21 protein-coding genes are annotated in these 21,565 nt (G+C 52.8%); 7 read left to right on the top strand and 14 right to left on the bottom strand.

Going from position 1 to position 21,565, the window contains the following annotated elements; genetic code table 11:
- Positions 1 to 181: 181 nt before the first annotated feature.
- The 13 genes from WMO24_RS03740 to WMO24_RS03680 all read right to left on the bottom strand — a co-directional run bounded on the left by WMO24_RS03740 (position 182) and on the right by WMO24_RS03680 (position 13,198).
- A complete protein-coding gene (locus WMO24_RS03740; RefSeq protein WP_349214974.1) occupies positions 182 to 721 on the bottom strand; it encodes a phosphoribosyltransferase family protein in 540 nt (179 codons plus the stop codon).
- A gap of 45 nt (positions 722 to 766) precedes the next feature.
- On the bottom strand, positions 767 to 1,105 hold the full coding sequence (locus WMO24_RS03735; RefSeq protein ID WP_349214973.1) for a histidine triad nucleotide-binding protein: 339 nt from the start codon (positions 1,103 to 1,105) through the stop codon (positions 767 to 769).
- A gap of 35 nt (positions 1,106 to 1,140) precedes the next feature.
- Complete coding sequence (gene alaS, locus WMO24_RS03730) at positions 1,141 to 3,810, bottom strand: alanine--tRNA ligase (protein WP_349214972.1); 2,670 nt, start codon at positions 3,808 to 3,810, stop codon at positions 1,141 to 1,143.
- Positions 3,811 to 4,112: 302 nt separating this feature from the next.
- Positions 4,113 to 5,732, bottom strand: coding sequence for a peptidoglycan D,D-transpeptidase FtsI family protein (locus WMO24_RS03725; protein WP_349214971.1), 1,620 nt, complete (start codon positions 5,730 to 5,732; stop codon positions 4,113 to 4,115).
- 90 nt (positions 5,733 to 5,822) lie between these two features.
- Positions 5,823 to 7,034 carry an AfsR/SARP family transcriptional regulator gene (locus WMO24_RS03720; RefSeq protein ID WP_349214970.1) on the bottom strand — a complete coding sequence of 404 codons (1,212 nt, stop codon included), beginning with the start codon at positions 7,032 to 7,034 and terminating at the stop codon, positions 5,823 to 5,825.
- A gap of 25 nt (positions 7,035 to 7,059) precedes the next feature.
- The gene (locus tag WMO24_RS03715) at positions 7,060 to 8,127 is read right to left on the bottom strand and encodes a type IV pilus twitching motility protein PilT (RefSeq protein ID WP_349214969.1); all 1,068 of its coding nucleotides are present in this window, start codon (positions 8,125 to 8,127) and stop codon (positions 7,060 to 7,062) included.
- A 5-nt stretch (positions 8,128 to 8,132) separates the two neighbouring features.
- Positions 8,133 to 8,549, bottom strand: coding sequence for a hypothetical protein (locus WMO24_RS03710; RefSeq protein ID WP_349214968.1), 417 nt, complete (start codon positions 8,547 to 8,549; stop codon positions 8,133 to 8,135).
- A 3-nt stretch (positions 8,550 to 8,552) separates the two neighbouring features.
- The gene (locus WMO24_RS03705; protein ID WP_349214967.1) at positions 8,553 to 8,966 is read right to left on the bottom strand and encodes a hypothetical protein; all 414 of its coding nucleotides are present in this window, start codon (positions 8,964 to 8,966) and stop codon (positions 8,553 to 8,555) included.
- Positions 8,959 to 9,441: a DUF4860 domain-containing protein gene (locus WMO24_RS03700; RefSeq protein WP_349214966.1), complete on the bottom strand. Its 483-nt coding sequence runs from the start codon at positions 9,439 to 9,441 to the stop codon at positions 8,959 to 8,961. The genes WMO24_RS03705 and WMO24_RS03700 overlap by 8 nt, the downstream gene beginning before the upstream one ends.
- A 27-nt stretch (positions 9,442 to 9,468) precedes the next feature.
- Complete coding sequence (locus WMO24_RS03695) at positions 9,469 to 9,795, bottom strand: hypothetical protein (RefSeq protein WP_349214965.1); 327 nt, start codon at positions 9,793 to 9,795, stop codon at positions 9,469 to 9,471.
- A gap of 13 nt (positions 9,796 to 9,808) precedes the next feature.
- Positions 9,809 to 10,849 (bottom strand): type II secretion system F family protein, encoded by a 1,041-nt coding sequence (locus WMO24_RS03690; RefSeq protein WP_349214964.1) that lies wholly within the window; start codon positions 10,847 to 10,849, stop codon positions 9,809 to 9,811.
- Between the two features lie 14 nt (positions 10,850 to 10,863).
- Positions 10,864 to 11,763 (bottom strand): transglutaminase-like domain-containing protein, encoded by a 900-nt coding sequence (locus WMO24_RS03685; RefSeq protein ID WP_349214963.1) that lies wholly within the window; start codon positions 11,761 to 11,763, stop codon positions 10,864 to 10,866.
- A gap of 82 nt (positions 11,764 to 11,845) precedes the next feature.
- Positions 11,846 to 13,198 (bottom strand): DNA recombination protein RmuC, encoded by a 1,353-nt coding sequence (locus WMO24_RS03680; protein ID WP_349214962.1) that lies wholly within the window; start codon positions 13,196 to 13,198, stop codon positions 11,846 to 11,848.
- 97 nt (positions 13,199 to 13,295) lie between these two features.
- Between WMO24_RS03680 and WMO24_RS03675 the strand changes: the two genes are divergently transcribed.
- The 4 genes from WMO24_RS03675 to WMO24_RS03660 all read left to right on the top strand — a co-directional run bounded on the left by WMO24_RS03675 (position 13,296) and on the right by WMO24_RS03660 (position 16,249).
- The gene (locus WMO24_RS03675) at positions 13,296 to 14,090 is read left to right on the top strand and encodes a polysaccharide deacetylase family protein (protein WP_349214961.1); all 795 of its coding nucleotides are present in this window, start codon (positions 13,296 to 13,298) and stop codon (positions 14,088 to 14,090) included.
- Between the two features lie 92 nt (positions 14,091 to 14,182).
- The gene (locus WMO24_RS03670) at positions 14,183 to 15,040 is read left to right on the top strand and encodes a DUF5685 family protein (RefSeq protein ID WP_349214960.1); all 858 of its coding nucleotides are present in this window, start codon (positions 14,183 to 14,185) and stop codon (positions 15,038 to 15,040) included.
- Positions 15,041 to 15,060: 20 nt separating this feature from the next.
- Positions 15,061 to 15,696 (top strand): DnaJ domain-containing protein, encoded by a 636-nt coding sequence (locus WMO24_RS03665; RefSeq protein ID WP_349214959.1) that lies wholly within the window; start codon positions 15,061 to 15,063, stop codon positions 15,694 to 15,696.
- A 73-nt stretch (positions 15,697 to 15,769) separates the two neighbouring features.
- Complete coding sequence (locus WMO24_RS03660; RefSeq protein ID WP_349214958.1) at positions 15,770 to 16,249, top strand: hypothetical protein; 480 nt, start codon at positions 15,770 to 15,772, stop codon at positions 16,247 to 16,249.
- Here the strand turns inward: WMO24_RS03660 and WMO24_RS03655 are convergent.
- Positions 16,243 to 16,710, bottom strand: coding sequence for a hypothetical protein (locus WMO24_RS03655; RefSeq protein WP_349214957.1), 468 nt, complete (start codon positions 16,708 to 16,710; stop codon positions 16,243 to 16,245). The two genes, WMO24_RS03660 and WMO24_RS03655, sit on opposite strands and share 7 nt — an antisense overlap.
- A gap of 32 nt (positions 16,711 to 16,742) precedes the next feature.
- On the opposite strand from WMO24_RS03655, the gene glmS reads away from it, so the two are divergent.
- The 3 genes from glmS (at position 16,743) to WMO24_RS03640 (ending at position 21,178) form a co-directional block, all read left to right on the top strand.
- The gene (gene glmS / locus WMO24_RS03650; RefSeq protein ID WP_349214956.1) at positions 16,743 to 18,566 is read left to right on the top strand and encodes a glutamine--fructose-6-phosphate transaminase (isomerizing); all 1,824 of its coding nucleotides are present in this window, start codon (positions 16,743 to 16,745) and stop codon (positions 18,564 to 18,566) included.
- Positions 18,567 to 18,665: 99 nt separating this feature from the next.
- Positions 18,666 to 20,459, top strand: a complete 1,794-nt coding sequence (locus tag WMO24_RS03645) for a serine hydrolase domain-containing protein (protein WP_349214955.1) — start codon at positions 18,666 to 18,668, stop codon at positions 20,457 to 20,459.
- Positions 20,456 to 21,178: an acyl-[acyl-carrier-protein] thioesterase gene (locus WMO24_RS03640; protein WP_349214954.1), complete on the top strand. Its 723-nt coding sequence runs from the start codon at positions 20,456 to 20,458 to the stop codon at positions 21,176 to 21,178. The genes WMO24_RS03645 and WMO24_RS03640 overlap by 4 nt, the downstream gene beginning before the upstream one ends.
- The last annotated feature ends 387 nt before the right edge of the window (positions 21,179 to 21,565 follow it).

The following is a 21,565-nucleotide window of genomic DNA, read 5'->3' as shown; positions in this document are numbered from 1 at the left end:
AGTTTTTATTTCCTATGCAACGCTAAAGCTTTTTGAGAACTCCCCGGCACAGCCGGGGGTTTTCGGTAAACAAAAACGGCCGTCAGCGGCCCGAAAGCCACTGACGGCATAAACCCCGCCAGCAATTGCGCAACCAGATAGGTAAAGCCGATCAGGCACAGTGTGCGGCGTTTTTCCAGCATTATTTGAAGAACAGCGGCAGCGGCTCCAGGAACGTGATGTCCGTGCGGTCCGCGGCATCGCCTTCGGCCAGAACGGCAGCTTTGGCCACGACATTGGCAGAGCTTTTCCCTACGAGCGCTTCCAGCGCATGCAGGCTTCCACCCGTGCTGATCACATCATCCACAATGACAACACGTTTTCCGGCCATATCGTCCAGATCTTTCTGGTCGATCACCAGTTTTTGCACAGCCTCTGTAGTGATGGATTTATCTTCCACGATCACAGGGTTTTCCATGTACAGCTTCGGGCCTTTGCGCGCCGGGATGTAACGTTTTCCGCTCTGGCGACTCATTTCGTACGCCAGCGGAATGCCCTTTGCTTCGGCAGTGACGATCACGTCGAACTCAGGCAGTTTCTCCAGAAGTGCTTTTGCGCACGCTACCGTCAACTCCACATCGCTGAACATCACAAACGCAGCAATGTCCATATGCTCATTCACAGGGCACAGCGGCAGTTCCCGGCTGACACCAGCCACATTGAGAGTATAAGTTTTACGCATGGTGGTTTCTTCCTTTCCTGTCACAGAACAGCATTCGTTTTTACATCAGCCCGGAGGCCAGGCCAGACTGCGCTTTGCCAGAACATGAAAATGCAAGTGCGGCACACTTTGTCCGCCGTCTTTGCCGCAGTTGGTGACCACGCGGTACCCGTTCTCCAAATTCATCTCCTGTGCGATTTGCGCAATCACTTCAAAAATATGCGCTACAACCGCACTGTTTTCAGCATTGATCTCCGCGGGAGAGCCGATGTGTGTTTTGGGAATGACGAGAAAATGCACAGGCGCCTGCGGATCGATGTCGTGAAACGCCAAAACCGTGTCATCCTCGTAAACCTTGTTGACCGGAATTTCACCGGCCGCCATTTTACAAAACAGGCAATCCATTCTCTTTCCTCCTTTTCCGTTGTCTGCAAACGAACTTAAGCATTCAGCGCAGCGCGCACCAGTTCAGGTACCGCGTTCAACGCGTCGTCGATCTTGGAAGGCTCTTTAATGCCGGCCATTGCAAAATCGGGCTTTCCGCCACCGTTGCCGCCCGCAATGGCAGCAATCTGCTTGACCAGCTTTCCGGCGGCAAGACCTTTGGCCTGTGCCTCCTTGCCCACTGCGACCGCCAGAGAAATCTTTCCGTCGCATTCACCGATGATTGCCGTGACAGAAGCAGGCACTTTGTCACGCGCTTTGTCGCACATACCACGCACCGCATCGTTGGCCGTCCCGGTGAGGTACAGAGTGAAGATTTTAATGCCCTCCACTTCCTGCGCGTCTTCAAACAAGCCGTCCACTTTCGCATTGGCAATCTGCGCCTTCAAATCATCCAGTTCTTTCTGAACGTTTTTCAGTTCCGCAGATACAGTGGCCGCGCGCTGCGGCAGATCGTGGATATTGCTCACCTTCAGCGTGCCGGCCACCTGATTGAGCATCTCGTTTTTCTCATCCAGCAGCCGCAGTACGCCGTAGCCGGTGGTACCTTCGATGCGGCGAATGCCGGCCGCTACACTGGATTCGGACAAAATCTTGAAGCAGCCAAGCTGTGCGGTGTTGCTCACATGTGTGCCGCCGCAGAACTCGGTAGACCATCCGTTGATGTCCACCACGCGGACGATATCGCCGTACTTCTCACCGAACAGCGCCATCGCGCCCAGCTCTTTCGCCTCTTTGATGGGCATTTCCTTCACCGTGACCGGCAAAGCTTCGAAAATTTTCTCATTGACGATTTTTTCCACCTGCTGGAGTTCCTGCGGCGTGACGGCGTTGAAGTGCGTAAAGTCGAAACGGACACGCTCGTCATCCTCATAAGAACCAGCCTGATGCACATGGGCGCCCAAAACTTCACGCAGTGCCTTTTGCAGCAGGTGCGCCGATGTATGGTTGCGCATGATGGCGTGACGGCGCTTTTCATCCACCGTGGCAATCACCGCTTCACCCGTCTGAACCATCCCCTCTTCCAGGGTGCAGGTGTGTACGAAATAGCCCTTCGAGGTCTTCTTGCAGGCGCTTACAGACAAATGTGCACCGGAGGCGGTGGTGATGCATCCCGTATCCGCCACCTGGCCGCCGCTTTCCGCATAGAAGGGCGTGCGATCCAGAACCACCAGAACACCCGCTTTGGGGCCGTCGTCCGTGGCAATGGCATCCACCAGCTCCTCACCGTCGGACAGCGCCACAACCTTCGCCTCTGCCGCCAGCTTTTCATAGCCCAGGAATTCTGTAGGCTGTGCCTGCACATCGCTGAACAGATCAGCCGTCCAGCCCGAGATATCCCGGCTCATGCGGTCGGCACGCGCCGTTTCCCGCTGCTTCTGAAGCTCGGAGCGGAAACCTTCCTCGTCCACTTCGATTCCCTTTTCCGCGGCAATCTCCTTTGTCAGGTCCAGCGGGAAGCCGAAGGTATCGTTCAGTTTGAACGCATCCATACCGGACAAAATCCGTTTTTTACCTTCCTGCGCTTTTTTGATCACATCCTCCACCAAATTGTTGAGAATGCTGAGGCCTGCGTCAATGGTGCGGGAGAAGCGCTCTTCCTCGGCGGAAATTGTCTTCTTGATGTAGTCGGAATGCTCCACAAGTTCCGGATACGCGCTTCCGTTTTCCCGGATGACCGTGTCGCACAGTTCCGACAGGAAGGGGCGTTTTACGCCCAGCATGCGGCCATGGCGCGCGGCACGGCGCAACAGGCGGCGCAGCACATAGCCGCGTCCCTCATTGGACGGAAGAATGCCGTCCGATACCATAAAGACCGTAGACCGGATGTGGTCGGTAATCACGCGGATGGAAACATCCGTCATATGGTCCTGGCCATAGGTTTTTCCCGTAATGCGCTCTACATGGTTCAAAATGTTGTGTACCGTGTCCACCTCGAACAGGTTGCCCACGCCCTGCATCACGCAGGCCAAACGTTCCAGGCCCATGCCGGTGTCAATGTTGGGCTTGGCCAGACGCTCATAATGGCCATTTCCGTCGGAATCAAACTGGCTGAACACCAGGTTCCAAACTTCCATATAGCGGTCGCAGTCGCAGCCCACGCGGCAGTCAGGCTTTCCGCAGCCGTATTCCGGACCGCGGTCAAAGTAAATCTCGCTGCAAGGGCCGCAGGGGCCGGAGCCATGCTCCCAGAAATTGTCTTCTTTTCCGAAACGGACCATATGGTCTTCCGGAATGCCGACCTTTTTCGTCCAGATGTCGTAGGCCTCGTCATCCTCCAAATACACGGAAATGTACAGCTTTTCCGCCGGGATCTCCAACGTCTGCGTCAAGAATTCCCACGCCCAGGGAATGACCTCTTCCTTAAAATAATCCTGGAAGCTGAAATTGCCCAGCATTTCAAAGAAAGTGCCGTGACGCGCCGTAATGCCCACGCGCTCAATATCCGGCGTACGGATGCATTTCTGGCAGGTAGTCACCCGATGGCAGGGAGGTTCCTCCTGTCCCAGAAACCATTTCTTCATGGGGGCCATGCCCGAGTTGATCAGCAAAAGGCTGTTGTCGTTGTGGGGAACCAGCGGGAAACTGTCCAGGCGCAGATGGCCTTTTCCCTCGAAAAACGAGAGATACTTTTCACGCAGTTCGTTTAATCCGGTCCATTCCATAGGTCTGTCTCCTCATTTTGAAAAATAGAACTACAAAAAAATAAACTTCCGCCCCGACAAGGGACGAAAGCTTTTCGCATCCGTGGTACCACCCAAATTGCGTGTTTGCACACACCACTTTTCCGCGTTAACGCTGCGCAGCGCCCTGCTCATCACAGGGGGCTCCCGGGTGGCTGGCAGGAAACCAAGCAAGAACGTTTCAGCCATGCGTTCTCTCTCTTTTGTCTTTCTTTTCCTGTCTGGCCCAGTCGTCGCCATTTTTTCGTATCTATTGTTATATTATAAGAAAAATCAGGCGATTGTCAATACTCGTCCTCCACGCCCAGATACATTCCCAGGTCTGTGGTCACTTTTGCAAAAACGGCCGCCGCATCGTCGCTGGAATACGTTCCGCTGTCCAGCAAAACCGCAATGGTATACTGAGGATTTTCTGCCGGATAAAATCCCGCAAACCACGCGTCCATGATTTCTTCCCCGTCCTCCTGAAAGCGGCCGGTTTGCGCCGTACCTGTCTTGCCACCCGCGCCGCCATGCAGCGGTTTTGCCGGCTTGCCCAAACCGTTTTCCACAACACTGACCAGCATCTTCTGCACTGTTTGCGCAACATCGCTTCGAAAAGCCTGCCGCTGAATTGGTGAATACAGACTTTCTGTGACGGTTTGAGAATACTCGTTGACAATGCCCTCCACGAAAGTCGGCTCAATATAACGTCCCTGGTTAGCAAACACATTGATGCTGGCCGCCACCTGTACAGGAGACGCGGTCAACGCTCCCTGACCGAAGCTGATGGAAGCCAGCTGTCCCAAATCCCGCAGCTGCTCTTCATCCGGAAGATTTCCCGCAGCGGTGGTCTGCGTTCCCATATAGGCAGTGGCTGTTCCGAAACCGCAGGTCTGCGCTGCCTGCTCCACTGCCTGCGCCCCCAACTGAAGGCCCAAGTGAATAAAATAGCAGTTGCAGCTTTGCTCAAGTGCCTGTGTCAGGTTCACCGGCCCATGCCCCTTTCCATAGGCGCAGCGGTAAACGTGGCCGCCGATCTCCGTGGAGCCGGTACATTCATATACCGCATTGGGATCCAGTCCCGCTTCCAGCGCTGCGGCGGCCAGAATAGGTTTAAAGACGGACCCCACGTTGAACGCACTGATAGAGCGGTTGATCAGAGAGGAATCGTTTCTGTCAATGCTGAGGGCAACGTTTTCCGGATCATAAACCGGCATGCTCACACTGGCCCGTACACGTCCCGTTGCTGTTTCCAACACAACAATGCTGCCTTTTTCCATCATCTGCTGCGCGACGCCCTCGCAAATGCGCTGGATTGTCTCGTCAATGGTCAACATCACTCCTGCGCCGGAGCCCTGCGTATACAAAAGTTTCGGCGGAGCGCTTTCCAGAAAGGTTCCCACCGCCGTGGTGGTACACAAAACCGATGTACTGGTAGAAGCGCCTGTCAGCAAATCATCGTACACATACTCCGCCCCGCTGACGCCGTGCCCTTCTGCGTCAAGATAGCCCAGCAGATGAACCGCCGTGGGATTCGGATAATAGCGAACCGGGCAGGAGAAAAGGTATTCCGGCTGCGTACCGCTGCTTTTCTCCACTTCTATTAAAAAAGGGCTTCCCTGCTGGATCATACTGTAAAAAGAATTCTTTTCCGTTGCCGGAATGGAGCCAAACAGTGCATGGTAACTGGAACGTCCCGGCTCGACCACTGCATACGTATTTGTAAATACATTGGTAAGGGGAAGAAAGTTACAGTCGTAAATATTTCCGCGTCCGTCAAATAAATCCAGCGTTGTCTGGCTTTGCCGCACGGCGGCCTGCGCGTAGGTCTCATTGGTGCACAGAAGCGCCAGGTTGGCTCCCAAAATCGCAAACGCAAGAACAAAAAACGCAAAAAATGCCACAATACGACTCGTTGACACAGTGCACGCCTCCTTTTCCTCAGTATGTGCCCAAACGTGCCTGTATAAACAAAAAGGCTCCGAAGGTTTGTTTCCCTTCAGAGCCCTGCTTCAAACCATCGGTTCAAGCATCTGCGACTTCATATCAATGACAAGATTTTTCTTTTCCATATGACTTTGACAAGCCGTTTCCAAACGCTTTTGGACCACCGTCACATCCAGCGCCGAGCGGACCGGAAGCATCAGAATATACTGGTTCCGACTGTACCGGCTGAAAACATCGCCTTTGCGAAGCGTGTTTTTGATTACCTCTTTCAGCTGAAGCATATAGCGTACCGATTCCTGCTTTTGAAGCAATTCCGTTTTTCGGGGCAAAAGCGTAATCAACATAATAATGACATGATCGCCGCTACGGGCCGCATTGCGCGCCACCATATGGTAAACGTGCTTGAACATTTCATACTCGCAATAATACGCACCGCGGATGGGACGGGTGTCTTTTGTGACCTCGGACAGATCCTGCTGCACCTGACACAAATCTTCCTTGATTTGATTGGAACCTTCCGACGCCCAGAGATAAACATCCCGAAGACGTTCCGGCAGTTTTTCACCGAGCTCGTCATAAAACAGATTGGAGACGACCGGATAATAACTCAAAACGGCCTGTTTCATATCCAAGCCGCGCATCGCCGAGAACATGTATTCATAAAGTTCTTCATGCAGCGGCTCAAACAAAGCTGCCCGATTGCAGATGTCCAGCACCTCTTCCAAATCGGCCCTTGTCCCGCGGCCGCTTAGAAGGCCAGCCATATATTTCACAGTGCGCAAATATTTCTGACGATAGTAGCTGTTCTCCTGAATGACCCATTGCCGACTGTTCAACCCCGGCAAAAGCTCTCCGCTGTAAAGGGCCAGAATTTCCCGCGCTTCTTTCAGCTGCTCTTCCAGCGTTTTTTCCTGCCCGAACAAATCCTCCGTCAGCACTTCAAAGCGATGAATATCCAGTTCCAGCGGAATCTGCGGATTCCACTGATAACGGCCATTTTCCATCACAATAAATTGCACGCCCGGAGCGGATTTCTGCAGCAGTTTTCGAATGGAATACACTGCATTTTTTAAGGCACCCGCAGGGTTTTCCACTTCATCGCTCTCCCAAAGAGCTTCCATCAACTGCTCGTTGGTAAGTTTCTCGTCCGCGCGCGCCAGCAGCAGTGCCAGCAGTTCCTGCGGTTTGTTCATGCGGGCGGAATGCTCAATCAGATACTGACCATTCCAGCACACTGAAAAGCCGCCAAACATTTTTACCCGCAAACCGTCTGTCATGATCAGTTTCTCCTTTCCATCATTTTTACACCAGAGAAAGGCGTTTTTCCATCGCCTCATAATGCAGACAATACGTCAGGGCCGTATCCTTGGTAATGCGTCCCTGTTGTGCCAACTTCAGCAGCGATGCATCCATGGAAATCATTCCCTGTGCGGCCCCCGACTGGATTGCCGAATCAATTTGATGCGTTTTTCCTTCACGAATCAGGTTTTTGATTGCTGCATTGGTATGCATAATTTCGAAAACCGGAATCAGTTTTCCATCCACGGACGGAAGCAGCTGCTGACTGATAACGGTCTGCAGCACCATGGACAGCTGCATCCGAACCTGCGCCTGCTGGCTCGCCGGGAACACGTCGATAATCCGGTCCACAGTATTGGCCGCACCGGTGGTATGCAGGCTGCTGAACAACAGCTGGCCTGTCTCCGCCGCTGTCATGGCCACTTCGATCGTCTCGTAATCACGCATTTCGCCCAAAAGAATCACATCCGGGCTCTCCCGAAGAGCACTGCGCAAAGCACTGATGTAGTTGGGCGTATCCGTGGAGATTTCTCGTTGGGTAACAATGCACTTCTGGTGCCGGTGAATAAATTCAATGGGATCTTCCATCGTAATGATGTGCCCTTCACGCGACTGGTTGATGGCATTGATCAGGCAGGCCAGCGTCGTCGACTTTCCGCTTCCGGCCGCACCGGTCACAAGCACAAGCCCTTTCATATGCCGGGCTGCCGCCATGACCTCGTCCGGGATATTCATTTCCACCGGATCGGGCAATCCGAAACGAATCACCCGAATCACCGCAGACAAACTTCCGCGCTGCCGGAAAATGTTGGCGCGGAACCGCCCCAGTTCCCGCACAGAAAACGAGAAATCATCGTCCGCACGGGTTTCCAGCGTTTTACTGCCGTCTCTGCCGCAGAGGGTGTAAATCTCCTGTACAAGCCGTGCTGTATCTTCCGGCATCAACCGTGCCTGTTCCACCCGCTGCTGCCTTCCGCCCACCTTATAAGTCAGAGGCAAGCCTGCGATCAGGAACAAATCCGAAGCATGCCGCTCAATCGCTCCCTGCAAAATATCCATAATGCTTTCCATGACCGTTACCCCTTCCAAAGCTGTCCGATATTTTCTGTTTCCTGCCACTGACGGACCTGCCGCCACTCCACAACGCGAATCTGCCGGTCTTCCAGCTGCACCGCAATGCTTAGCTGGCGTTCATCGCTGTTTTGCGCAACATAGCGCAGCAAATCACCGTCTACCCGGGTTCCTTCCGGAAGTTCCGCCAACAATTCTTCCTCAGAAGATGCCTCGCTGCAAACCGTTTCCACCTGCGACAGCCACTGCTGCCCCAGCATTTCCAGCTCATATGTCTGCTGCACATAATCTGCCTGTTTTTGCGCCGTGGCCAGCATGGCGCGGGCCGTCACCAGAGAAAGCACCCCCAGCACCGCCAGACACACCACAACGACCATGACGATCAGCGACAGCCAGCCTGTGCGAATCGGTTCCTGTTTCATTTTCTACTCTCCCCGCCAATTTGCCGCTGTTTGAAGGCTGTAAACCAATTCATCTTCCGCGCTCACATCAATCTGCGCCTCTACCAACGTTCCGTCTTTCTTCAGGGATATCTTGAGGCAATAGAAGCCATCTTCCGCTTCCTTCACGATACCGTTTTGAACATCGTAATGCAAGCAAATTTCACTCTCAGGACTCACGTTCACCAAAGACCGGAACTCTTCTTCGCTTTCGCTGGCTGCAATCAGTTCGGCGGCGTTTTCCGCAAGCAGCGTCCCATCCGAAAGGCGCTGCGCCTGCGTTCCCATCCCCTGGGCCGCGGCAAACACCTGCACCAGCACCGCCAGCGCCACACTGAGAAACAGCACCAGCAGAACGGTCTCCACATAAAATGCAATTCCTCTTTTTGTATCATTCATGCGCACGGTCCTCCATCAAACTGCGCACCGCAACGTATCCCTTGCCATACTGCGTTTCAAACGCCAATAGGCCCGGCTGTACAAACGACACCTCAAATGTATCCGTTTGGGCAATGACCGCCGCCTCATTCTCCTGGCAGGATTCATCCGCACGGCGATATTCTTCTACCAGGTTTCCCTGATACAAATAAATTCGAGTCTCGTAGCTGCTGCCATCCACCTGTTCCTGAAGCACCAGCATCGTCCCCTCCGGACCATCCCGCAGCAAAACTGCATCCGAACGGTCAGCAGCGCGCACTTTCTGTTGCAAATAAGTCAGTGTTGCCCGGCGGTTTTCCGAAATATTCTGGTTTTCCACCAATGAGCGATACACATGAGAGCCAATCCCCATCAGTGCCAGAAGGGACACAAACACACAGGCCATCAGAATCAGCAAATAAAAGTGTTCCCGCTCTTTTGCTCTTTCAGCGCGCACTGTTCCTGTCCCTCCTTTGCCCAGACGTTATTTTTTCTCCAAAACCGCCACTTCCGGCAACAAATTTTCCGCAAATGCCTCGTAAGTAATGATAAAGCGCTGATGATTGAGCTGCAAGCCATAATTTTCTTCCAAATAAGAAAGTTCCGAAGGATATGCGCCCTCCAATGCATAACACTGAACGGCCGCATCAATCACCACCTGCCGCACGGCAAACGCCGTCTGATCGGACAGGTCCTCCTCTCCGCGCCGCCAGCGATCGGCGGCAAACACAAGCAGCGCCAGCACGCAGACAACCGCCAGCCGCCTCAGCCATACCAGCCTTCGCGCCCTTTTGTACGAATCGTGATACATGCAGCAACCTCCGTCAGCCCACGGCTGCCAAAATGCCAACCAACGGCAGCATCACGGACAGAAGTGTCAATCCCACTGCCAACGTCAAAAGCCCGGACAGAATCGGTTCGATGTTTCCGATCAGCAATTCAATCCGCGTATCCGCTTCCGCCGAAAATACTTTGGAAAGACGCTCCAGAACATTCTCCAGCTGTCCACTGCGCGCACCGCTGAGCAGCATGCGGTTGTACAGCGGTTCAAAAATCTTCTCCTCATAAAACGCCTGTGCCAGACTGTTTCCCGCGGCCATTTTTTCCATTGCGCAGTTCAGTTTTTCATGCAGCGCTTTATGCTGCACCATCTGAACGGCTCTTTCCATGGACAAATCGGTGTTCATGCCACTGGCCACAAAGGTCGCCAGCGCCGTGACGAATTGTGCCTGTGCCAGCTGCGCATAAGCACCGGCCGTGAGCGGAAATTTTTCAAACAGGTTCAAAAGCCGTGTTTTTCCCTGTTCTGTGCGGGCCAGCAAAAGGCCTGCCAAAAGGAACAGCGCCAGCACGACCACAGCCCCCAGCGCAATTCCGCCCACCACATAAGCCACGCGGATATAAGAATATGCCGACGCGGCCATACTGCCGGCCAGCGACGCATAAACACCGGTGAACACCGGAAGAACCTGAAACACCAAAATTCCCAGCACCACGGCCATCAGCAGAAGCAGCGCCGCCGGATAGACCACTGCACTTTTCAGCTTTTTGCCCAGACGATGCTGCGTTTCGTAATAGACCGACAGCATGCGCAGAACGCTGTCCGTTCTGCCGGCCAGTTCGCCTGCTTCGATCATATCGCTCATGTATTGCGGGAACAAGCCGCACTCACGCACTGCCTGTGCCAGAGGAACGCCTGTCATTACGGCACGATACACCGTTTGCGCCGCTTCATGAAACGCCCCCTGCTCACTGTCTTCGCACAGCAGGGACAGCGCTTCGTCCACAGGAATTCCCGCGGAAAGCATCATTGCCATATTTTCACAGAAAACACTGGCAGCTATGGAACTGAGCTGCTTTTTCATGTCAGTTACCCCTCTCAGTAAACGTAACGGTCCACATAGTCGGTTCCGTCGCCAATGGTTGTTTCATCTGCTCCGTTTGCAGCGAAGGTCAGATCGATCCGTTCCCACTCATTGGCAGGCGCCTTGATCTCCACCGTGATCCAGCCACTTTCCTTTAAATAAATCATATTCCAGGCGTGGTAAACCGCACCGTCGGAAACATAACCTGTGATCACTTTCGCCGGAATCCCCTGGCTGCGCAGCATGGCCGCCGCCAGAGATGCATAATCAAAGCAGATGCCCTTTCCGCTGCTCAGCGTCTGGTCCGGGTCCGGCACATAACCGGTCACGTCGCCGGCTGCTTTGTCGTAATCGTAAACGATGTTTTCTTTAATGTATTCATAGATCCGAGCGACAGCGTCCGTCTCGCTGGATGCCTGCTCTCCAAGCTGGTTTGCAAGTGAAACGCACTCCGATTCCTGCGTGTACCAAACGATCTGATTCGCATGCAGGAAGGGTTGGAATTCGTCCTCCAGATTCACTTGCGTCTCAACAGCAAAAAGCTCAATGTATTTACTTTCGGTGGTATTCTGCATGACCTGAATTTTATACAGTCCGTCCCCGCATTGAAGCGGAAAGAACTGCGGCGTACCGTCGCCTGGCAAGTCGTAAACATAAACCGTTTCGCCCTGCCCGACTTTTACTTTCAGTCTTTTCTCGCTCTGCGCGCTCACGCCGACATACCCCTGTGACGCACTGGAAACGTCGATTTGTGCGCCATTGCCGCTTTGTGCCGCCTCGGCATGGAACTCTGTGTTCTTCCACTCCGCCCGGACAAAACTGCCTGTTTCCGATGGTTCCGACTGTTCAGGCGCCGCACATCCGGGGAATCCCAGCAGGGCGAGCAAAACCACCACACAGCTCAACCAGCGCATTTTATTCTCCTTTGTTCTGCAAACATACCTTCCCACCTACCGGCGCAGTCTTTCTTTATTATAAAAAGATTCTGTGGTGAATTCAAGTCGAGTCCGGGTCGTCCTCTGTCTGCTGGACAGGCACATTCTGTGAATCGAATTCGGGCAGTGCCGTTACACCGCGCAGTTTTCGCTGAATCTGTCTTGTGCGCACTCCCACCAGTTTCTCCAGTTCATTTCCCGCCTGTTCAATGCGGGTCTGCGCCTGTGCCAACGCTTTCCCAAACGTATCAAACTCCGCTTTGACATTTCCCAAAACCTGCCAGACCTCTCCGGAACGCTTTTGAATGGCCAGGGTCCGGAACCCCATTTGCAGGCTGTTCAAAAGCGCCGCCATGGTTGTGGGCCCGGCTATCACTACTTTACTCTCTGCCTGCAGCCGCTCCACCATGCCTCTCCGCACCAGTTCCGCGTACAACCCTTCCGTGGGAAGGAACATCACACCGAACTCCGTGGTGTACGGAATTTGAATGTATTTATCATGGATATCCTTGGCAAATCCACGCACACGCTGCTCCAAAATTCTGCCGGCAATCTCGATGCGCGCTGTGTTACCTTCTTCGTAGGCATCCTGCAAAGAGCCATATGCATCCACAGGAAATTTCGCGTCAATGGGCAGCCACACCGGCGTTTCCCCATCGCCTGGCAAGCGCACTGCATATTCCACGCGTTCGCTGCTTCCGGGGATGGTCACCACATTTTCCTCATACTGTTCCGGTGCCAGAATCTGTTCCAGAATCGCTCCCAGCTGAACCTCGCCCAGAATACCGCGTGTTTTCACATTGCTGAGGACCTTTTTCAGATCGCCTACCCCCACGGCCAGGGTCTGCATTTCTCCCAGCCCTTTATAAACACTCTCCAATTGCTGACTCACTCGATTAAAGGACTGATGCAGCTTTTCTTCCAACGTCTTTTGCAGTTTCTCATCCACGGTATTGCGCATTTCATCCAGCTTCTGCGTGTTCTCCGCCTGCAATGCAGTCAGCCGGGTTTCCATGGTCATGCGAATATTTTCCAGTTTCTGCTCATTTTCCACCGCGTTTGCAGACAGGCGCTGATCCACGCCCCGCAGCTGGTCATTCACTGTTTTCTGAAGGGCCGCCTGCCGAAGCGCCATCTGGTCGCTTAAGTCCTTGAGGCGCGCGTTTTGTGTTTCAGAGATTTGTCGCTGTGCGGATGCCTGCAGCTCCGCGCTCGTCTGCATGGCCCGATGAATGCTGTTTCCCAGCTCTCCACGCATCTGACGCAGCTCATTTTGCATCTGCTGACGCGACTGCTCCAGTTCCTGCATCAGCTGTTCTGTTTGCTGTTCATCCCCGCCGCGGGGGCGCGTTGCCAGAACGATCACGAGCAGAATACAGGCCAGCGCACTCAAAATCAACGATACAATCTCCATGTCCGGTACTCCTTCAGGGCATAGTCACCCACACTGTTTCATAGCTATAAGTATACGTTCAAACAGCATATAAATCAATGAAAAGGCGGCGATTCATTTGAAAAACAAACGCAGATTCGGCCGGTTCCACCGGCTTCTGGCGGCGGCAGGCCTTTGCGCACTGGCTTGTCTCGGGGCCGGACTCGTCACTACCAGACCCGTGGGATGTTCCAACGACGACCTGACCGCGCCCCTGGAAGTCATGACGGAGGATCCGTCCGAAGAGGAAAAGGTCGTCTACCTGACATTTGACGACGGTCCCTCCTCTACAACGGAAGCCGTTTTGGACATATTGAAAAAGGAAGAGGTTCCCGCCACTTTTTTTGTAATCGCTGCGGAGAACAATGAAAAATATCTTCCTCTATTGGAGCGTACTGCTGCAGAAGGGCATATGATCGCCTTGCACACCTGCACCCACGATTACAAGGCCATTTATCAAAGCCCCAGCGCCTACTGGCAGGATATTGACGCTCTGAAGGAGAAATTGTCCGCCTACGTCGACCCGCAGGAATTGGTATGGCTCCGTTTTCCGGGCGGAAGTACCAACACCGTCAGCCATAAATACGGCGGGAGCAGCATCATGAAGGACCTGAAAGCACAGGCGACGGAAAAAGGGTATCACTATGTGGACTGGAACGTGTGCGCCGACGATGCAATCGGCGGTCATCCATCCGCAGAAAAAATTTATAACAATGTCATCCGGGATGTGGGTGACAAACACCGCTGCATCGTACTGATGCATGACACGAAAGCCACCCAAAATACCGCTGCCGCCCTTCCGGATATTATCCGCTGGTTCAAAAACGCGGGCTACCGCTTTGACACCGTCGATCATCTGGAGCGTGAAATATGAATAATATGCAAATTTCCATGCAATTTGTTTGTAAAGTTCTGAAAAATGTTGTATACTACACAAGATAGGTCATCGGCAGGGAGGGTTCACGCATGTTCGGGTATATCATGCCCTTCAAGGCAGAATTGAAAGTGCGTGAATGGACATTGTACCGCTCCTATTACTGCGGGCTTTGCAAAGAGCTGAAACGGGAATATGGGTTTCTCCCCCGCTTCCTTTTAAACTACGACATGGTGCTTCTGGCCATGACCGCAGACGGGCTTTCCGCTGCCCAGCCTTCTGTTTGTCCGGAACGCTGTATTGCCGGCCCTCTTCAGAAACGGCCGGTCTGCGGCAGCACGCCCGGGCTTCGCCTGGCGGCGGATGCGTTGATCCTGACTGCTTACTATAAAGTGGCAGACGACATTGCCGATGAATCCTTTTTCAAAAAGGCACGCGCACATCTTTTGCGCATTCTTCTGTCCGGTCCGCATCAAAAAGCGGCCCGCCGCCTTCCGGAAGCGGACAAGCTGTTTGCAGAGCAGACGCTTGCCCAGCAAGCGCTGGAAAAACGTTCAAGCACCTGCCTGGACGAAGCGGCGGAGCCCACAGCCCAGATGACAGGTGCCCTTTTCGCGCTGTGCGGTCCGCAAAAGGAAATTTTGCACCGGATGGGGCTGTTTCTGGGGAAAATTCTTTACTTTCTGGATGCTGCCGAAGATTACGACAAAGACGCCGAAAAGGGTTCTTATAACGTTTTTCTGACCAATGGCTTTTCCAAAGAAGAAGCCATTCAACAGGCACAAACACTCTGCCGGATGTGTGCCGGAGAAACTGCGCTGTGCTATAACCTTCTGGACGTTTCCTCTTACAAATCAATTTTAGATAACATTGTGTTTCTGGGCCTGCCGCAGAGCATCGCTCTTGCGGGTACCGAACGGCCACACCACAATCGACATGACCCGATTTAACGGGCAGAAAGGACAAACCCATGGATGCCAACAAAGCTTATTCCCTGCTTGGTCTGCGCGAAGGCGCTTCAGAGGATGAAATCAAGTCCGCTTACCGCGCCCTGGCCAAACGTTATGATCCCGAGCAATACGAGGCCGGCCCTTTGCGCGAGGACGCACAGGCCCGTATGAACGAGATCAACGAAGCCTTTGACACATTGATGAGCCTGATCCGCACGGGCGGAGAACCCCACACGGAATACTCTGCACCCGCGTCCAGTCAGGCACAGAACAGCAGCGCCAACGGCCGCTACCGCAACATCCGCCAGCTGATCAACAGCGGCGCTGTGGAGCAGGCTCTGGCGCAGTTGAACGCAATTCCCGAGGGCGCCAACGACGCCGAATGGAACTTCCTGATGGGCAGCGCATATTATTATAAAGGATGGGTTGCTGAAGCGCTGCGTTATTTTGAGGCAGCTTGCCGCCTTGCCCCCGGCAACCCCGAATACGAAGCTGCGTTGCGCAATCTGCGCAATCAGGCCAACGGCGCCATGCCCGGCAACCCGTATGGCAATCCGGGTCCTTATGGCACTCAAGCCGTCAGCTGTTCCTGCTGCGATATGTGCGCGGCTTGGATGTGCATGGACATGTGCTGCAGCTGCAGCCGGGGCTGCTGATATGACGCCCCGCCGTTCTATGGAAAGCCGCCGGATCGCATTGGGCGGAATTTTTTCCGCGCTGTCCATCGTCGTGATGCTGATGGGCGGAATTTTGCCCTTTGCCACTTTTTCGGCACCGGCGATTGCAGGGATTCTGATTGTTCCGGTTGCCATTGAATTCGGCATGAAAACCGGTTATCTTCTTTATGCCGCCATCGGGTTGCTTTCTGTCTTTATTCTTCCCGATAAGGAAATGGCATTGATTTTCATTTTTCTGTTTGGCTTTTATCCGCTTTTAAAAGCGAGACTGGAACGTATCCCTGCCAGAGTCCTACAGTGGGCCGCCAAGCTGACGCTTTTCAACGTCTGTATCTTCTGCATGTACGGCCTTATTTTATTTGTGTTTCCCATTGGTGCGGTTGTCGCCGAGTTCGAAGAGATGGGCACCGTTTTCATCGCTTCTCTTCTTCTCCTTGGCAATCTCGCCTTTGTGATATATGATATGGCTTTGGTCAAAATGATCGGGCTGTATTGTGCTAAAATGCGTCCCCGTTTGATGAACATTCATTGAATGGGACACCCGGAAAGGAAGTTTGATCGAATGAAATGCTGAAAGCGCCGGGCCCCTTTGCAACGGCAGATTCTGGATTGATCTGTTACGAGGGGTGACGAGGATGAAGGCTGCTGTGCCTCAAAGTCGGGTACAGCGTATCGAAAGATTCGGCGGATGCCTCCACGGACGAGTCGGGCGGTCGACATCATACGGACAAAAAACAGCGGTAACGCGGCAACAGAAACGTATGAGATCCCGATTTCTATCTTTTTAAATTTGACCAGTACCGGACGGAAGGTACTGTTTTTTGCTGAGCGCTTTTGCTGCGCTTTGCGTATTTTTATTTCTGAATTTGCAAAACACAGTGTATCCTTGTAGGGATAGGCTTTTTTCTTGTTGTCTTTTTTTGAAGAAGAACCGCTTGGGTGTAGCTCTGTCTTTTCAGCACGCCTTTGTTTGTGTTTTGCATTTTCAGGCAAAAATCAACGATTTGTCTGGAGATGTTTGAATTATGTGTGGAATTGTTGGATATATTGGCCCTCGCCGCAGCACCGATGTACTGTTGGATGGATTGAGCAAACTGGAATACCGCGGATATGATTCTGCCGGGATCGCGCTCGCAGGGCCTGGCGGCGAAATTCAGGTGGTAAAAGCGGAAGGCCGGCTTTCCGTTCTGGCGGAAAAGGTTCATGCCATGCCGCCGGTGGACTCTCACTGCGGAATTGGTCATACCCGCTGGGCAACGCACGGCGCACCCAGCGATGTAAACAGCCACCCCCATTCTTCTGCCCGCATCAGCCTGGTACATAACGGCATTATCGAAAACTATGCGCAGTTGAAAGAGCATCTGATGGAGCACGGGTATGAATTCTGCAGTGACACAGACACAGAAGTTCTTGTGAAGCTGCTGGACTACAACTATCACGGTGAACCCCTGGATGCCATTATGAAAACCATGGGCGAAGTTCGCGGCAGCTATGGGCTTGCCATTCTGTTCCGGGATTTTCCGGACCGCATCTTTTCGGTTCGAAAAGAGAGTCCTCTGATTGTCGGCTACGGTCAGGGGGAAAATTTTCTGGCCAGTGATATTCCTGCACTCCTGAAATATACGCGGGAGTATTCCATTCTTGACGAAGGCGAAATTGCCGTAGTTTCACGGGAAAAAGTCCAGATTTACAATGAACTGGGGCATCCGGTTCAGAAGAATCGCCTGACCGCCAGCTGGGATATTGAAGCAGCTGAAAAAGGCGGGTATCCCCACTTCATGCTCAAAGAGATTCATGAGCAGCCCACAGCACTGCGTGCGACCATCGGCCCGCATGTGGAAGACGGCCTTCCGCAACTGGGGGTCGACGCATTGACGGACGAAATGCTTTGTGGCATTCGGAACATTCACATTGTGGCCTGCGGCACCGCCATGCACGCGGGAATGGTTGGAAAAACAGCCATCGAGCGCTTTGCCCGCGTTCCCGTGGATGTGGACATTGCCAGTGAATTCCGCTATCGTGACCCCATTCTGTCCCAGGATGATCTGGTGATTATCATCAGCCAGAGCGGCGAAACATTGGATACGCTGGCAGCTTTGAAGCTTGCCAAAGAGCGCGGTGCAAAAACGCTGGCCGTTGTCAACGTGGTCGGCTCTTCCATCGCACGGGCGGCAGATTGGGTGATCTACACCCATGCAGGCCCCGAAATCGCCGTGGCCAGCACCAAAGCATACAGCGTGCAGCTGGCGGTGATGTATCTGTTCGCGCTGCGTCTGTCTCTGGCCAAAAAGACGCAGCCGGAAGAGGAAATCCGACGTCTGACTGCTGAACTTCAGCGCATTCCCGATCAGCTCGCTCCCCTGCTTTCCAACTGCAACGAAATCAAGTATCTGGCCAGCCAGTTTATGAACAGCGATGATTTGTTTTTCATGGGGCGTGGCTTCGACTATGCGCTGTCTTTGGAAGGCAGCCTGAAGCTGAAGGAAATCAGTTATGTGCACAGCGAGGCTTATGCGGCCGGTGAACTGAAGCACGGCACCATTTCACTCATTGTGAACGGGACCCCGGTCGTCGCGCTTGCCACGCAAAAAAATGTGTACGAAAAAGCCCTCAGCAATGTGAAGGAAGTAAAAACCCGCGGCGGCCGCGTTATCCTGCTGTGCAAGGAAAATGCACCCGTACCGGAGGATGTCGCGGATTTTGTTGTCCGTCTTCCCGAATTCGAAGACATTTTCATGCCCATGCTGATGATCGTTCCTCTGCAGCTGTTCGCCTATTACATGAGCGTTCTGCGCGGATGCGATGTGGATAAACCCCGCAACCTTGCCAAGAGCGTGACAGTGGAATAAAAAAGGAAAGAGCCGGAGCATCCGGCTCTTTCTCTTTTCCTGAACAAATGGATTTTTTTGTGCTATACTAAGGATAGCTGTGATTGCGGGAGGGTGTTTATGGAACTGAAAAACAGCTTTAAAACGTTGAATTACATGCGCAAAATCCTTATGTCCGAAACCGATCATATTCTGCCGTTTCCCGTAAGGCCCCAAAAGCCTCTGTTTGCAGGGCAGAAGCCTGTCCCGCTTCCCCGCTGCTCCCCCAAGCAGGCCGCCGTTCCGTCCAAGGCCTTAAATGAATTTCTGAAGGCACTGTCTTCGGCCTCTAACGGAGCACCGCACACCTGCATTGTGGCCCGCGACGACCATGTCATTTGCGAAGCAGCCTGGGCCCCTTATTCCACCGGAACCTGGCATGTTACACACAGCCTTTGTAAAAGCTTTGTCGGAACGGCCATCGGAATGCTGTGGGATGAAGGAAAAATCGAGCTGGATGAAAAAATCTGTTCCATTTTTCCGGAAAGATGTAATCTGATGACATCGCGCAAGGCCCGCAGCCTGACAGTGGAGCACTTGCTCACCATGAGCAGCGGCTCCACTTTCCGCGAGGCCGGCGCAGTGGTGGAAAGTGACTGGGTCCGCGGTTTTCTGGAATCGGAGTTTGAATTTGAGCCCGGCACGCAAATGGACTACAACAGCATGAACACCTATTTGCTCTCTGCCATCCTGCGCCGCAAGGCCGGATGCAGTTTGATGGAGTATCTTCGCCCCCGCCTGTTCGAACCGATGGGCTTTGGTGATGTCGCGTGGGAACGCTGCCCCAACGGGATCGAAAAAGGCGGCTGGGGCATGTATGTCTTTCTGGAAGACGCAGTCAAACTCGGGATGCTCTATCTCCACAAAGGCGTGTGGAAGGGACAGCGCCTTTTGAGCGAAGCCTGGGTGGAACAAGCCACCACGACCCATCTGTCCCGTGATACCGGCGAGGAATATGGATTTCAGATCTGGACAAATTCCGAAAAGAAGCGGTTCCTGTTCAACGGTATGTTTGGGCAATATGTGATTGTATGTCCGGACCTGGATATGGTCATCGGCATCAACGCCGGCGCCGGAAATTTGTTTACGCGCAGTGCCACTCTGAAAGCGGCCAATCAGCTTCTTGCACAGGTGCAATCTGCTGCACCGGATGATCCCCGTGCTGAAAACGAACTGGCTGACACGCTGGCGGCTCTCTCGTATGACGGTACGGTTGCGCGTCCTGCGCCGTCCCCCGCTTCTTCTCTATCCCGTTTTTTTGCACGACTGTTTCGTCCCGCAGCACCGGAAGCATCCTCGCTTCCACCCGAAATTCAATCACTGCCCCTTTCCGTCTTTCATTTTTCGCAGAATCACGCCAGCCTTTTGCCGCTGATTTCTTCCTGCATGAACGACTGGTATTCCGAGGGAGTAAAAAAGTGTCGGTTTTCCTTGAAAGAAAACGAACTTTCTCTGCTCTGGTGGGAAAGCGGGCAGGCCTACGAACTTCCCATTGGATTTGATCATGCCCGTTCCTGCACCCTCAATTTCGGCGGAAATGTTTTTCAGGCCGCTGCTCGCGGCAAAGCCGTTTTAAACGAAGACGATGAATTGGTGCTAAAAATCACCATCAACTATTTGGAATTGAGCAGCACGCGCATTTTAAAAGTATTTTTCCGCCCGGACCAGACCATTCGTCTTCAGATGCTGGAAACGCCCAGTCTGCGCCTGGTATTTCAAATGCTGGAAAAAAATGTTCCCGCATCGGTCAAATCCAAAATGGACCTTTTCCGGGATATGGAGTATCTCTGGTACCGAATAGACAAAGTCTGTTCTCCTGTTTTGACAGGAATGGCCCAGCCGCAATCACTTTATAAAGAGAGGGAAACAACGTGAACGCCGATTTTTACATCGAATCTTTTACTGTGCACGATTTTGAAGCAGACGTCAACCGAAACATGACCCCCGGTGCCCTGCTGCGCCGGGCACAGCAGATCTCTACAGACCACTGCACCCATTTGGGAATTGACGCCGCACTCTACGCGAAGACGCACACTGCTTTTTTGCTTGCCAAACTGGCGCTTCAACTTTATGAACCGATTCCTGTGGGCACTCGAATCACACTGACCACCATGCCGAGCGCGCCTCAGCGTGCCATTTATCATCGGTACACTTCTTTCTGCGATGAATCCGGCCGCCTTCTATGCGAAATAGACAGCTGCTGGGTTCTTGTAAACACGCAGACCAAGCGCATTTTGCGCACCGCGCCGGAAGAGCTTCATCTTCCTTTTATGGCATCTCCCCCGAAGCTTCTGGATTCTTCCATTCAAAAGGGAGATGCCGCACCGCTTGCCGAAGAAACCGCAGTCTATTCTCGCTGCGATCAGAATCATCATTTAAACAATACTGCGTATGCAGACATTCTTACGGACCATCTTCCGCAGGAACTGTTGCTGGAGCGTCAGCTCAGCCGCCTGTCCATCGTTTATCACAAAGAAGTTCCCATGGGGCATTCGTTCCAGCTTTCCCGCGCACAGTTGCGTGAAAACGACTACTACTTCGTGGGGCAAAGCGACACAGGAAAGCATTTCGAGGCTCAATTTACATTCAGGTAACAAAATTATCACAAATAATTACAAAATAGTTTCAAAAAAGCATTGACAAGGAGTAACAAAAGAGTTACAATTTAGTTGCAAGAAAGTTACAAGACGCTTGCAGTGCACTTTTTCATCAGGCATAGGCCCTCTCCTCCTATTGTTATTTAATTAGAAATGACAATTCTGGGTGCTATGCCACCTTTTCAAACTCCATTTCACAAGGCAAAAAACCTCTGTGCCGCAGCGCAGAGGTTTTTTGTTTTGTGCTTTTTGTCCACAAGTCTTTCCTTTTTAGTTGCTTTTTTCTGTGTTGAAAAAAGCAACTTTTTTCAGAAAAGGCGTTTCATTTGCATTCTGAATATGATACTATAATCAGTAAATATTATCGCAAATAAAAAGTAAAGG

This window comes from Ruthenibacterium intestinale, from assembly GCF_040096265.1.
Taxonomy (GTDB): Bacteria; Bacillota; Clostridia; order Oscillospirales; family Ruminococcaceae; genus Ruthenibacterium; species Ruthenibacterium komagatae.
Note: the sequence above shows the minus strand (reverse complement) of the source record. Positions and strands in the feature narration are given on the sequence as shown.

Excerpts from the sequence above, each read along its gene's own strand:
- WMO24_RS03740 (WP_349214974.1), bottom strand. The coding sequence starts at position 721 with ATGCGTAAAACTTATACTCTCAATGTGGCTGGTGTCAGCCGGGAACTG.
- WMO24_RS03735 (WP_349214973.1), bottom strand. The coding sequence starts at position 1,105 with ATGGATTGCCTGTTTTGTAAAATGGCGGCCGGTGAAATTCCGGTCAAC.
- alaS (WP_349214972.1), bottom strand. The coding sequence starts at position 3,810 with ATGGAATGGACCGGATTAAACGAACTGCGTGAAAAGTATCTCTCGTTT.
- WMO24_RS03720 (WP_349214970.1), bottom strand. The coding sequence starts at position 7,034 with ATGACAGACGGTTTGCGGGTAAAAATGTTTGGCGGCTTTTCAGTGTGC.
- WMO24_RS03715 (WP_349214969.1), bottom strand. The coding sequence starts at position 8,127 with ATGGAAAGCATTATGGATATTTTGCAGGGAGCGATTGAGCGGCATGCT.
- WMO24_RS03710 (WP_349214968.1), bottom strand. The coding sequence starts at position 8,549 with ATGAAACAGGAACCGATTCGCACAGGCTGGCTGTCGCTGATCGTCATG.
- WMO24_RS03705 (WP_349214967.1), bottom strand. The coding sequence starts at position 8,966 with ATGAATGATACAAAAAGAGGAATTGCATTTTATGTGGAGACCGTTCTG.
- WMO24_RS03695 (WP_349214965.1), bottom strand. The coding sequence starts at position 9,795 with ATGTATCACGATTCGTACAAAAGGGCGCGAAGGCTGGTATGGCTGAGG.
- WMO24_RS03690 (WP_349214964.1), bottom strand. The coding sequence starts at position 10,849 with ATGAAAAAGCAGCTCAGTTCCATAGCTGCCAGTGTTTTCTGTGAAAAT.
- WMO24_RS03685 (WP_349214963.1), bottom strand. The coding sequence starts at position 11,763 with ATGCGCTGGTTGAGCTGTGTGGTGGTTTTGCTCGCCCTGCTGGGATTC.
- WMO24_RS03680 (WP_349214962.1), bottom strand. The coding sequence starts at position 13,198 with ATGGAGATTGTATCGTTGATTTTGAGTGCGCTGGCCTGTATTCTGCTC.
- WMO24_RS03670 (WP_349214960.1), top strand. The coding sequence starts at position 14,183 with ATGTTCGGGTATATCATGCCCTTCAAGGCAGAATTGAAAGTGCGTGAA.
- WMO24_RS03665 (WP_349214959.1), top strand. The coding sequence starts at position 15,061 with ATGGATGCCAACAAAGCTTATTCCCTGCTTGGTCTGCGCGAAGGCGCT.
- glmS (WP_349214956.1), top strand. The coding sequence starts at position 16,743 with ATGTGTGGAATTGTTGGATATATTGGCCCTCGCCGCAGCACCGATGTA.
- WMO24_RS03645 (WP_349214955.1), top strand. The coding sequence starts at position 18,666 with ATGGAACTGAAAAACAGCTTTAAAACGTTGAATTACATGCGCAAAATC.